At 76.1% G+C, this 14,413-nt stretch carries 1 protein-coding gene; it reads left to right on the forward strand.

Going from position 1 to position 14,413, the window contains the following annotated elements; all coding sequences use genetic code 11:
* Positions 1–14: 14 nt before the first annotated feature.
* On the forward strand, positions 15–14,381 hold the full coding sequence (locus tag ACQPZO_RS09790; RefSeq protein ID WP_433348988.1) for a type I polyketide synthase: 14,367 nt from the start codon (positions 15–17) through the stop codon (positions 14,379–14,381).
* The last annotated feature ends 32 nt before the right edge of the window (positions 14,382–14,413 follow it).

Consider the following 14,413-nt stretch of genomic DNA (forward strand, 5'->3'; position numbering starts at 1 on the left):
GAGGTGGGTCCACGGTGAGCAACGAGGACGAGAAGTACGTCGAGTACCTGAAGCGTACGACCTCGGAGCTGCGGCGCACCCGGCGGCGGCTGCGCGAGCTGGAGGACCGGGCGCAGGAGCCCATCGCCATCGTGGCGATGAGCTGCCGCTACCCCGGCGGCGTCTCCTCACCGGAGCAGCTCTGGGACCTCGTCCGCGACGGCGGGGACGGCATCGGCCCGTTCCCCGCCGACCGGGGCTGGGACCTCGACCGGCTGTTCCACCCCGACCCCGACCACCCGGGCACCAGCTACGTGTCCGAGGGCGGCTTCGTCTACGACGCCGCCGACTTCGACGCCGACGTGTTCGGCATCTCGCCCCGCGAGGCCGTCGCCATGGACCCGCAGCAGCGGCTGCTGCTGGAGACGTCCTGGGAGGCGTTCGAGCGGGCCGGACTGCCGCTGCCGGCGGTGCGGGGCAGCCGCACCGGCGTGTTCGTCGGCGCCGCGTCGCACGGCTACGACGGGATGATGGCCCAGGCCCAGGCCGAGAACGGCGAGGGGCACCTGCTCACCGGCAACGCCACCAGTGTCATCTCCGGCCGGGTCGCGTACACCCTCGGGCTGGAGGGGCCGGCGGTCACCGTCGACACCGCCTGCTCGTCGTCGCTGGTCGCCGTGCACCTCGCCGCGCAGGCGCTGCGCAACGGCGACTGCGAGCTGGCGCTGGCCGGCGGCGTGACGGTCATGCCCACCCCGGCGGTCTTCGTCGGCTTCTCCCGGCAGCGCGGCCTCGCCGCCGACGGCCGGTGCAAGGCGTTCGCCGCCGGCGCGGACGGCACCTCCTGGTCCGAGGGCATCGGCATGCTGCTGCTCGCCCGCCTCTCCGACGCCCAGCGGCACGGTTACCCGGTGCTCGCCGTGGTGCGGGGCAGCGCCGTCAACCAGGACGGCGCGTCCAACGGGCTGAGCGCCCCGCACGGCCCCTCCCAGGTGCGGGTCATCCGGCAGGCCCTGGCCAACGCCCGGCTCACCCCCGAGCAGGTCGACGTGGTCGAGGCGCACGGCACCGGCACCCGGCTCGGCGACCCGATCGAGGCGCAGGCGCTGCTGGCCACGTACGGGCAGGACCGGGGCGACGCCGCGCCGCTGCTGCTCGGCTCGGTCAAGTCGAACATCGGCCACACCCAGGCCGCCGCCGGTGTCGCCGGGCTGATCAAGATGGTGCTGGCCATCCGGCACGGGATCGTCCCGCCGACCCTGCACGTCGACCAGCCGTCCCCGCACATCGACTGGACCGCCGGGGCCGTCAGCCTCGCCACCGAGGCGACCCCGTGGCCGGCCGTGGACCGGCCCCGCCGGGCGGCCGTGTCGTCGTTCGGGGTGTCCGGCACCAACGCGCACACCATCGTCGAGCAGGCCCCCGCCCCGGAGGCGGGCGAGGACGCCCCGGCCCCGGCGGCCGGCCGTCCGGTCGTACCGGTGCTGCTGTCGGCCCGGTCGGAGGTCGCGCTCGCCGCGCAGGCCGGCCGCTGGGCGGTGTGGCTGGACGCCGACGCCGACCTTCGTCCCCTCGACGTCGCCCACTCGTCGGTCGCCTCCCGGTCCCCCCTGGACACCCGCGCCGTCGTCGCCGCCACCGGCCGGGACGACCTGCTCGCCGGGCTGCGGGCGCTGGCCGCCGGCTCGCCGGCCGGCACCGTGCTCACCGGTACGGGCTCGACCCGCGGCCAGCTCGCGGTCCTCTTCTCCGGCCAGGGCGCGCAGCGCGCCGGCATGGGCCGGGAGCTGTACGAGACCTTCCCCGTGTTCGCCGCAGCCCTGGACGAGGCGTGCGGGCACCTGGACCGGGCCCTGCCGCGCCCCCTGCGGGAGGTGCTGTTCGCCGCCGACGGCACTTCCGGGGCGGGCCTGCTGGACCAGACCGTGTTCACCCAGGCCGGCCTGTTCGCCGTCGAGGTTGCCCTGTTCCGACTGATCGAGTCGTTCGGGATCGCGCCGGACTTCGTCGGCGGCCACTCGATCGGCGAGATCACGGCCGCCCACGTGGCCGGGGTGCTCTCCCTCGAACACGCCTGCGCGCTGGTCGCCGCCCGGGGCCGGCTGATGCAGGCCCTGCCGGCCGGCGGCGGGATGCTCGCCGTCGCCGCGCCGGAGGCCGACGTCGTGGCGACGCTGGACGGGCTGACCGACCGGGTCGGGATCGCCGCCGTCAACGGGCCGACCTCGGTCGTGGTGTCCGGCGACGTCGACGCCCTCGACGAGGTCGAGCGGACCTGGCGGGACCGGGGTGCCCGCACCCGCCGGCTCGCCGTCAGCCACGCCTTCCACAGCCCGCTCATGGAGCCGATGCTGGCCCGGTTCCGGGCGGTGCTCGACAAGCTGACGTTCGCCGCCCCGCTGCTGCCGGTGGTGTCGAACCTGACCGGCGCGCTCGCCGACCCCGACGAGATCCGCACGGCCGACCACTGGGTGCGGCACGTCCGGGAGGCCGTCCGGTACGCCGACGGGGTGACCGCGCTGCGGGCCGCCGGGGTCGACACGTTCCTGGAGGTCGGGCCGCGCAGCGTGCTCACCGCGATGACCGCCGACGCGCTGTCCGGCGACACCGGCGTCCTCGCCGTCGCCGCCCAGCGCGCCGACCGGCCCGAGGCCGCCGCCCTGCTCGCCGCCCTCGGCGAACTGCACGTCCACGGCGTCCCCGTCACCTGGCAGCCGTGGTTCGCCGACACCGGCGCGACCCGGGTCGACCTGCCCACGTACGCGTTCCAGCACCAGCGCTACTGGCCCGAGTTCGCCCCCACCGCCGACCAGGCCGGGCCGGCCGACGGCGCGGAGGGCGACTTCTGGGCGGCCGTGGAACGCGGCGACCTGCCCGCCGTGGCGTCCCACCTCGCCGTGCAGGACGACCCGTCCGCCGTCGAGGCCCTCGCCCCGGCCGTGCCGGTCCTGTCGTCCTGGCGCAGGGCCCGCCTCCGCGAAGCCGCCCTCAACGCCTGGTCGTACCGCACCACCTGGCACCCCGTCCGCCCCACCCCCACCCCCACCCTGACCACCCGCTGGCTGACCATCACCACCCCCACCCCCGCCGATCTTGCACTTGCGGCCCTCGATACGGGCGTTACGTGGCCTTTGTCGGGGCCCGAAGTGCAAGATCGCGTGGAGTTGGCGGGGGTCGCGGGTTTGCTGGTCAGGGCGGGGGCGCGCGTTGATCGGCTTGTCGTGCCCGTTGGGGTTGGTCGGGGGGAGTTGGGCGAGGCGCTGCGGGGGTTCGGCGAGGTGGGGTGGGCCGGGGTGGTGTGCGTGCTGCCCGAGGGGGACCCGGGTCTGCCGGACGCCCCCGCCGTGCCGGTCGGCACCGCGCTGCTGCTCGCCCTCGTCCAGGCCCTCGCCGACACCGGCCTGCCCGGCCGGCTCTGGTGCGTCACCCGGGGGGCGGTGTCCGTCGGCGGAGGCGAGCAGGTCACCGACCCGGCGTCGGCCGCGGCCTGGGGGCTCGGCCGGGTCGTCGCCCTGGAGCAGCCCGACCGCTGGGGCGGCCTGATCGACCTGCCCGCCCGCCCCGACCGGCCCGCCGATGGCACCCGGTTCGCCGATGGCACCCGGTCCGGCGACGGCACCCGGTCCGCCGATGGCACCCCGTCCGCCGACGGCACCCCGTCCGGCGAGGGCACCCAGCCCGGTGGGGCCGACCCGACCGGCGGGACCGCCGACCGCCTCGACCGGGCCACCGGGGACGCGCTGCTCGCCGTCCTCGCCGACGCCGGCCACGACCAGGTGGCGATCCGCCCGCAGGGCACCTTCGGCCGCCGACTCGTGCCCGCCGCCCCGCCCGCCGGGCCGGGCTGGCAGCCGTCGGGCACGGTGCTCGTCACCGGCGGCACCGGCGCGCTGGGCCGGCACACCGCCCGGTGGCTGCTCACCAACGGGGCCGCCGAGGTGGTCCTCGCCTCCCGGCGCGGCCCCGACGCCCCCGGCGCCACCGAGCTGACCGGGGAACTGGCCGAGCTGGGCGCCGCCCGGATCGTCGCCTGTGACGTCACCGACGCCGACGCCGTCGCCGCGCTGGTCGCCGGCCTGCCGGACCTCACCGCCGTCGTGCACACCGCCGGGGTCGTCGACGACGGCGTCCTCGACGGCCTCGACCCGGCCCGGATGCAGACCGTCCTCGATGGCAAGGTCCGCGCCGCCCGGGTGCTGCACGAGGCCACCGCCGGCCGGGACCTCGACGCGTTCGTGCTCTTCTCCTCGCTCGCCGGGGTCGTCGGCAGCGCCGGCCAGGGCAACTACGCGGCGGCCAACGCGTACCTCGACGCGTTCGCGGCCTGGCGACGCGGCCAGGGGCTGCCCGCCACCGCGCTCGCCTGGGGCGCCTGGGCCTCCGACGGGATGGCCGCGGCCACCGCCGCGCTGACCGCCCGGCTCACCCGGGGCGGCGTCAACCCGCTGCCCGCCGCCGAGGCGGTCACCGCGCTCGGCCGCCTCGTCAACGCCGCCGAGCCGGCCCTCACCGTCGCCGACGTCGACTGGGGACGCCTCGCCGCCGCCTGGGGCCGGCCCACCCCGCTGATCGCCGCCCTGCCCGGGGTGCCCGCCGCGCCCGCCGGCCCCGTCCGCGCCGTGGTCGTCGGCCGGTCCCTGCCGCAGCTCACCGAGCTGGTCCGCACCCAGGCCGCCGTGGTGCTCGGCTACCCGGCCGGCCAGCCCCTGCCCGACCGCACCTTCCGCGACCTCGGCTTCGACTCGCTCACCGCCATCGAGCTGCGCAACCGGCTCACCGCCGAGACGGGCACGGCCCTGCCCGCCACCCTCGTCTTCGACCACCCGACCGTCGCCGAGCTGGCCGCCCACCTGCACGACCGCACGTCCGGCCACGCGCCCGGCGAGGTGGTCGCCGACGGCACCGACCTGCACCGCGAGCCGATCGCCATCGTCGCGATGAGCTGCCGCTTCCCCGGCGGGGTGTCCTCGCCCGAGCAGCTGTGGGACCTGGTCGCCGGCGGCACCGACGCGATGACCCTGATGCCCGGCGAGCGCGGCTGGAACGTCGCCGAGCTGTACCACCCCGACCCCGAACACCTCGGCACCAGCTACGTCCGCGAGGGCGGCTTCGTCGCCGGGGCCGGCGAGTTCGACCCCGCCTTCTTCGGCATCAGCCCCCGCGAGGCCCTGGCCATGGACCCGCAGCAGCGGCTGCTGCTGGAGACCACCTGGGAGGCGTTCGAGCGGGCCCGGATCGACCCGACGGCGCTGCGCGGCAGCCGCACCGGCGTGTACGTCGGCACCAACGGCCAGGACTACGGCTCGCTGCTGATGGCCGCCGGGGGCGTCGACGAGAACTACCTCGCCACGGGCACCTCCGCCAGCGTCATCTCCGGCCGGCTGGCGTACTCCTTCGGGCTGCACGGCCCCGCCGTCACCGTCGACACCGCCTGCTCGTCGTCGCTGGTCGCCATGCACCTCGCCGCGCAGGCCCTGCAGTCGGGGGAGTGCGACCTGGCCCTGGCCGGCGGCGCCACCGTGATGGCCACCCCCGGCATCTTCGTCGGCTTCTCCCGGCAGCGCGGGCTGGCCGCCGACGGCCGGTGCAAGCCGTTCGCGGGGGCAGCCGACGGCACCGGCTGGGGCGAGGGCGTCGGCCTGCTGGTCCTGCAGCGGCTCTCCGACGCCCGCCGCGACGGCAACCCGGTCCTCGCCGTCGTGCGGGGCAGCGCCGTCAACCAGGACGGCGCGTCCAACGGGCTCACCGCCCCCAACGGCCCCGCCCAGCAACGGGTCATCCGGCAGGCGCTGGCCAACGCCCGGCTCACCCCCGAGCAGGTCGACGTGGTCGAGGCGCACGGCACCGGCACCACCCTCGGCGACCCGATCGAGGCGCAGGCGCTCATCGCCACGTACGGCCACGACCGCCCCGCCGACCGCCCGCTCTGGCTCGGCTCGATCAAGTCGAACATCGGCCACACCCAGGCGGCGGCCGGCGTCGCCGGGGTGATCAAGATGGTGCTCGCCATGCGGCACGGGGTGCTGCCCCCCACCCTGCACGTCGACGAGCCCACCCCGCACGTCGACTGGTCCGCCGGCAGCGTCGAGCTGCTCACCGCCGCCCGCCCCTGGGAGCCCGCCGACGGCGTCCGCCGCGCCGGGATCTCCTCGTTCGGCATCAGCGGCACCAACGTGCACACCATCCTGGAACAGGCCCCCGCCGACGAGCCCGCCCCGACCGCCGACGGGCCGACCGGGGAGCTGCCCTGGGTGCTGTCCGGGCGCACCGCCGCCGCCCTCGCCGCCCGCGCCCGCGACCTGACCGCCCACCTCGACACCGTCGACGACGCCGCGCTCGTCGACGTCGGCTGGTCGCTGGTGGCCACCCGGGCGGCCCAGGACCACCGGGCCGTCGTCTTCGCCGCCGACCGGGACGGCCTGACCACCGCGCTGGGCGCGCTCGCCGACGGGCGGACCGCCCCGGAGACCGTCACCCGGGGAGCCGGTACGCCGGGCGAGGTCGCCTTCGTCTTCCCCGGCCAGGGCTCCCAGTGGGTCGGCATGGCCGCCGAGCTGCTCGACACCGCCGGAGTCTTCGCCGAGAAGTTCGCCGCCTGCGCCGAGGCGCTGCGCCCGTACGTCGACTGGTCGCCGGCCGACGTGGTGCGCGGCGTGCCCGGCGCACCCTCCCTGGAACGGGTCGACGTCGTCCAGCCCACCCTGTTCGCGGTCGGCGTCTCCCTCGCCGCGCTCTGGGAGTCGTACGGGGTCCGCCCGACCGCCGTGGTCGGGCACTCGCAGGGCGAGATCGCCGCCGCGCACGTCGCCGGCGCACTCACCCTCGACGACGCGGCGGCCGTGGTCGCCCTGCGCAGCCGGATCATCGCCGGCATCGCCGGGGACGGCGGGATGGTCTCCGTCGCGACCACCGCCGACGAGGCCACCGGCACCATCGCCCGCTGGGACGGCCGGGTCGCCCTCGCCGCCGTCAACGGGCCCACCTCCGTCGTCGTCTGTGGCGACAGCGCCGCCCTCGACGAGCTGGTCGCCCACTACGAGGCCCGCGAGGTGCGGGTCCGCCGGATCCCCGTCGACTACGCCTCGCACTCCGCTCACGTCGAGCCGCTGCGCGACCAGCTCCTGGAACTGCTCGCCGGGCTGACCCCGCGTACCAGCGAGATCCGGTTCCGGTCCACCGTCACCGCCGACTGGCTCGACACCGCCGCCCTCGACGCCGACTACTGGTACCGCAACCTGCGGCAGACCGTCCGCTTCGACGACGCCGTGCGCAGCCTCGTCGCCGCCGGCTACCAGACCTTCGTCGAGGTCAGCGCCCACCCGGTGCTCACCATGGCCGTGCAGGAGAGCGTCGAGCTGGCCGCCGCCGACCCGGGCGCGGTCACCGTCACCGGCACGCTGCGCCGCAACGAGGGCGGCCTCGGCCGGTTCCTCCGCGCCGCGGCCGAGGTCTACGCCGGGGGTACGACCGTCGACTGGCGGCCCGCGTTCGCCGGCCTCGCCGCGCACCGGCGCGACCTGCCCACGTACCCCTTCCAGCGGCAGCTCTACTGGCCGCAGCCGGCCCCGGCGTCCGCCCCGGCCGCCAGCCCGGTCGAGGTCGACGAGGTCGACGCCCGGTTCTGGGCCGCCGTCGAGGCCGAGGACCTGAGCGCCCTCACCGCCGAACTCGCCGCCGACGCGACCGACGCCGTGCCCGAGGCGGCCGTCGCCGACGTGCTGCCCGCCCTCGCCGCCTGGCGCCGCCGGCACCGCGACCAGGCCATGGTGGACTCCTGGCGGTACCGCGACGCCTGGCTGCCCGTCGCCGTCGACGTCCCCGGCGAGCCCACCGCCACCGGCACCTGGTGGCTGGTCACCGGGCCCGACGACGCCGACGCGGCGCAGGCCGTGTTCTGCCGGGACGCCCTCGACCGGCGCGGCGGGACCGTCGTACCCCTGACCCTGGACGCCGAGCGGACGGACCGCGTCGCCCTCGCCGACCGGCTGCGCGACCTCGCCGCGGCGGGACCGGTCGCCGGGATCGTGTCGCTGCTCGCGCTCGACGAGACGCCCGCCCCGGCGCACCCGTCCGCGCCGGTCGGCTTCGCCGGCACGGTCACCCTGACCCAGGCCCTCGGGGACGCCGGCGTCCGCGCCCCACTGTGGACGTTGACCTCCGGAGCCGTCTCCACCGACCCCGCCGACCCGCTGCCGCACCCCGTGCAGCAGCTCGCCTGGGGCTTCGGCCGGGTCGCCGCCCTGGAACACCCCGACCGCTGGGGCGGCCTCGTCGACCTCCCCGACGATCTGGACGACGCCGCCGGTCGGCGGCTGGTCCGCGTCCTCACCGGCGTCGACGGCGAGGACCAGGTGGCCCTGCGCCGGGTCGGTGCGTTCGGCCGACGGCTGCTGCGCGCCCCCCTCGGCGACGCCCCCGCCACCCGGACCTGGCGGCCCTCCGGCACCGCCCTGGTCACCGGCGGCACCGGCGCCCTCGGCGGGCACATGGCCCGCTGGCTCGCCGCCAACGGCGCGTCCCACCTGGTGCTGCTCAGCCGGCGCGGCCGGCAGGCCGAGGGGATCGCCGAGCTGGAGGCCGAGCTGGTCGGCCTGGGCGCCCGGGTCACCGTGGCCGCCTGCGACGCCGCCGACCGCGACGCGCTCGCCGCCGTCATCGCCGACGTGCCCGCCGAGCATCCGCTGACCACCGTCGTGCACACCGCCGCCGTCCTCGACGACTCCGTGATCAACTCGCTCACCCTGGAACAGGTCGACTACGCGCTGAGCGCCAAGGTCAACGCCGCGCTGAACCTGCACGAGCTGACCCGCGACCTCGACCTCGACGCGTTCATCCTGTTCTCCTCGATGGCCGGGACCGTCGGCAGCTCCGGCGTCGGCAACTACGCCCCCGGCAACGCGTTCCTCAACGCCCTCGCCGAGCACCGGCGCGGCCTCGGCCTGCCCGCCACCTCCATCGGCTGGGGCGCGTGGGGCGGCGGTGGCATGGCCGAGGGCGACTTCGGCCGGATGCTGCACCGCCACGGCGCGCCCGAGATGCACCCCCGGCTCGCCGTCGCCGCGCTGCACCAGGCCGTCGAGCACGACGAGACCTTCCTGACCATCTCCAACATCGCGTGGGACCGGTTCTACGTCGCGTTCACCGCCACCCGGCCCGGGCCGCTGATCGCCGAGATCCCCGAGGCGCAGCAGCTCCAGGCCACCAAGGGCCTCGTCGAGGCGAAGGAGGCGGAGGAGACCGGCCCGACCGGGTCGTTCGCCCGGATGAGCGCCGCCGAGCGCCAGCAGGCGCTGCTCGACCTGGTCCGCGACCAGGCGGCCACCGTCCTCAAGTACGACGGCGGCCAGGCCGTCGACCCGCACCACGCGTTCCGGGACCTCGGCTTCGACTCGGTGACCGCCGTGGAGCTGCGCAACCGGCTCGCCACCGCCACCGGGCTGCGCCTGCCGGTGACCCTGGTCTTCGACTACCCCACCGCCACCGCGCTCGCCCGGCACCTGCACGAGGAACTGGGTGGCGAGGCCGAGGCCCCGGCGGAGACCGCCCCCGTGACGCTCAGCGACGACGAGCCGGTGGCGATCGTCGCCATGTCCTGCCGGTTCCCCGGCGGCGCCACCGACCCGGAGCGGTTCTGGCAGATGCTGCACGCCGGCCGGGACGCCGTCTCCGACCTGCCCGGCGACCGGGGCTGGGACGTCGAGCGCCTGTACGACCCCGACCCCTATTCCACCGGCACCTCCTACGTCCGCAGCGGCGCCTTCCTGTACGAGGTGGCGGACTTCGATGCGGGCTTCTTCGGGATCTCGCCTCGTGAGGCGTTGGCGATGGATCCGCAGCAGCGGTTGTTGTTGGAGGCGTCGTGGGAGGTGGTGGAGCGGGCAGGGGTTGATCCGGGGGGGTTGCGGGGTTCGCGAACAGGGGTGTTCGTGGGGACGAATGGTCAGGACTATGGGGCCCTGTTGATGGTTTCTGCGGATGAGGTGGAGGGGTTCGCGGGGACGGGGAATGCGGCGAGTGTGGTGTCGGGTCGGGTGGCGTACGCGTTGGGGTTGGAGGGGCCGGCGGTGTCGGTGGACACGGCGTGTTCGTCGTCCCTTGTGGCGTTGCACCTGGCGGTGCAGGCCCTGCGGCGCGGCGAGTGTGACCTGGCGTTCGCGGGTGGTGTGACGGTGATGGCCACGCCGGGGTTGTTCGTGGAGTTCTCGCGGCAGCGGGGACTGGCCGCCGACGGGCGGTGCAAGGCGTTCGCGGCGGGCGCGGACGGCACGGGCTGGGGTGAGGGCGTCGGTGTGCTGCTGGTGGAGCGGCTTGCCGACGCGCGGCGCAACGGGCACCGGGTCCTGGCGATCGTGCGGGGGAGCGCGGTCAACCAGGACGGTGCCAGCAACGGTCTGACGGCGCCGAACGGCCCGTCGCAGCAGCGGGTGATCCGGCAGGCCCTCGCGTCGGCGGGGCTGTCCACGGCCGACGTGGACGTGGTGGAGGCGCACGGCACCGGCACGACGCTGGGCGACCCGATCGAGGCCCAGGCGCTGCTGGCCACCTACGGACAGGGCCGGGACGAGCCGCTGCTGCTGGGCTCGGTGAAGTCCAACATCGGCCACACCCAGGCGGCGGCCGGGGTGGCCGGCGTGATCAAGATGGTGCTGGCCATGCAGGAGGGTGTCGTCCCGGCGACCCTGCACGTCGACGAGCCCTCCCCGCACATCGACTGGACGTCGGGCGCGGTGGAGCTGACCACCGAGGCGCGACCGTGGCCTGAGACGGGCCGGACGCGGCGGGCGGCGGTGTCGTCGTTCGGCATCTCCGGCACCAACGCGCACGTGATCATCGAGCTGCCCGACGACGAGCCGGCCGAGCCGGTCGCCGTCCCCACGAGTGCGCCAGGGCTGGTCGCCTCGGGTGTGACGGTGTGGCCGGTGTCGGCCCGGTCCAGGGCCGCCCTCGCCGGCCAGGCCGCCCGCCTGGCCCGGTACGTCCGGGAGCACGACGGCGTCGAGCCGGCCGGAGTGGCGTGGTCCCTGGCCACGACGCGGTCGACGTTCGACCACCGGGCGACGGTCGTCGGTTCGAGCGTCGAGGAATTGCTGTCCGGCCTGGACGCCCTGGGCGCGGGTGCGCCTGCGGGGACGGCCGTCACGGGTGTGGCCGCGTCCCACGGCGCGGGTCCGGTGTTCGTGTTCCCGGGTCAGGGCGCCCAGTCGGCGCGGATGGCGGCCGGCCTGGTCGGCCGGACGCCGGTGTTCGACGGGCGGCTGGCCGAGTGTCAGCGTGCCCTGGCCCCGTACCTGGACGTCGATCTCGTCGCGGTGCTCACCGGTGAGGATGAGTCGTGGTTGGACCGGGTCGAGGTGGTGCAGCCGGTGCTGTGGGCCGTCGGGATCGCTCTGGCGGCGGTGTGGCGGCATGCGGGGGTTGCCCCGCAGGCGGTCGTCGGCCATTCGCAGGGTGAGATTGGCGCGGCTTGTGTCGCGGGGATCCTGTCCCTGGACGACGCGGCGAGGACGGTTGCGTTGCGTTCGCGTGCTCTGGCGGTGTTGCGGGGTACGGGGGCGATGGCGTCGGTGGACCTGTCCGCCGATGCGGTGACCGCCCGCCTCGCACAGTTCCCCGGGGTGGGCGTCGCGGCCGTCAACGGCCCGGCCACGGTAGTCGTCTCGGGTCCGCCGCAGCCGGTGGCGGACCTCGTCCAGGCGTGCACCGACGGCGGCATCCGGGCAAGGCTGATCCCGGTGGACTACGCGTCGCACTCGGCGTCGGTGCAGGAGGTCGCGGAGCAGTTGCGCGCGGACCTGGCCGACGTGGCCCCGCAGGTCGGTCACACCCGCCTCGTGTCGACGTTGACCGGGGACTGGGTGGATCCGGCGTCGATGACCGCCGACTACTGGTACGACAACCTGCGGCAGACGGTGCAGTTCGACGCCGCCGTGCGCGTCGCCATCGCTGCCGGGCACAGCACGTTCGTGGAGATCAGTCCGCATCCGGTGCTGACGATGCCGGTGACGGCGATCCTCGACGACACCGGCATCACCACCGGGCACACGTTGGGCAGCCTGCGTCGGGGTGACGACGACGTGACCCGGTTGCTGACGAACCTGGCGACCGCGCACGCGGTCGGCCTGCCCGTCGACCTGACGAACGTGCTCGCGGAGACCGACGTGGTGCCGCTGCCCACGTACGCCTTCGACCGGGACCGGTTCTGGCCGACCGCCATCGCCGGGCAGCCCGGTCAGGACGACGCGCCCACCGGCGTCGACTCCGCGTTCTGGGCCGCCGTCGAGCGGGAGGACCTCCCCGCGCTCGCCGAACTCACCGCGCAGAGCGCCGCCGAATCCCTCGAACGGCTGGGCGCGGCCCTGCCGGTGCTCGCCTCCTGGCGGCGGCAGCAGCGGGAACGGTCCACCCTCGACGACTGGCGCTACCGCAGCGTCTGGCAGCCGTACACCGGGACGCCCGTCAGCTTCCTTCCCGGCGCCTGGTGGGTCGTCGCCGACGAGCGGCACGCGGCCGACGGCGAGACGGCGGTCGCCGAGCTGACCCGCCGGGGTGCCGACGCCCGGCTGGTGCTGCTGCCCGAGCGGCTGGCCGACCGGGCCGCCGTCGCCGAGCACCTGACCGCCGCCACCCGCACCGCCGACGGGGACACCGCCCCGGCGGACGGCGTCCTGTCGCTGCTCGCTCTCGCCGACGGCGCGGTCGACGACACCCAGCCGGTGCCGCCGTTCCTCGCCCGCTCGCTGGCCCTGATCCAGGCCCTCGGCGACCTCGACGTGTCCGCGCCGCTGTGGTGCGTCACCCGGGGCGCCGCCGGCGCCACCCGGGGCGGGACCGTCGACCGGCCGGAGCAGTCGCTGCTCTGGGGCCTCGGCCGGGCCGTCGCCCTGGAACACCCCGAGCGCTGGGGCGGCCTGGTCGACGTGCCGGCCACCCTCGACGACCACGGCTGGGACCTGCTCTGCGCCGCCCTCGCCGGCCTCGACGGCGAGGACCAGCTCGCGCTCGACGGGGCCACCGTCCTCGTCCGCCGGCTGGTCCGGGCCCCCGCCGGAGCCCCCGCCGCCGACGCGCCCGACCACCCGGGCACCACGCTGGTCACCGGCGGCACCGGCGCGCTCGGCGCGGAGGTGGCCCGCTGGCTGGCCGCCCGGGGCGCCGAGCACCTGCTGCTGGTCAGCCGCCGGGGCGCGGATGCCCCGGGTGCCGCCGAGCTGGCCCGGGAGCTGACCGACGCGGGCACCCGGGTCACCGTCGCGGCCTGCGACGTGGCCGACCGGGCGGCACTGGCGAAGCTGCTCGACGATGTGCCCGCCGACGCGCCGCTGACCGGCGTCGTGCACGCGGCGGGCGTCCTCGACGACGGGGTCCTGGCCGGCCTCACCGCCGACCGGATCGCCACCGTGCTGCGGCCCAAGGTGCTCGGCGCGCTGCACCTGCACGAGCTGACCGTCGGCCGGGACCTGCGCACATTCGTGCTGTTCTCCGCGATGGCGGGCCAGCTCGGCGCCGCCGGTCAGGGCAGCTACGCCGCCGCGAACGCGTACCTCGACGCCCTCGCCGAGCAGCGGCACCGGCAGGGGCTGCCGGCCACCTCGATCGCCTGGGGTCCCTGGGCGGCCGGCGGGATGGCCGCCGCCGACCCGGCCGTGGAGGAACGCCGCCGCCGCACCGGCGTGGCCCGCCTCGACACCGCGCCCGCCCTCGCCGCGCTGGAACGGTGCGTGGCGCGGCGCGAACCGGCCACGCTGGTCGCCGACATCGACTGGGCCCGGTACGTGCCGGGGTTCGTCGCCGTCCGGCCCAGCCCGCTGCTCAGGGGCGTCGCCGAGGCGCAGCGGGCCGTCACCGAGCGGGCCGACGACTCCGGGGCGTCCCCTGAGTCGCTGGCCGCCCTGCTCGCCGGCCAGACCGACGCCGAGCGGCGCAAGACCCTGCTGGAACTGGTACGCGGCCAGGCCGCCGCCGTGCTCGGGCACGCCTCGATGGATGCCGTCGAGCCGGACCGGGCCTTCCGGGAGCTCGGCTTCGACTCGCTGACCGCGGTGGAGTTGCGCAACCGGTTGTCCGCGACGACCGGCGTCCGGCTGCCCGCCACGGTGGTCTTCGACTACCCGACCGCGGCCGGGCTCGCCGAGTACGTCCGGGCGGCGATCGTCGACGGCGGGGTGGTCGGTGTCGCGCCGGTCTTCGGTGAACTGGACAGGTTGGAAGCGGCGCTCACCGGCTCGGCGCCGGACCGTAGCGCCCGGATTCGGATCACCGAGCGGCTGCGGGCGCTGCTCGCCTCCCTCAACGAGGACGACGCCCCGGCGGGCGGCGGCGGGGACACCGTCACCGAGAAGCTCCAGGACGCCACGCCGGACGAGGTCTTCGACTTCATCGACCGGGAGCTGGGGGTGTCCTGACGTGATCGCTGCTGCGTCGACGACGGGTCAAC

The sequence above is a fragment of the Micromonospora sp. CA-111912 genome (assembly GCF_050948415.1).
Lineage (GTDB): Bacteria > Actinomycetota > Actinomycetes > Mycobacteriales > Micromonosporaceae > Micromonospora.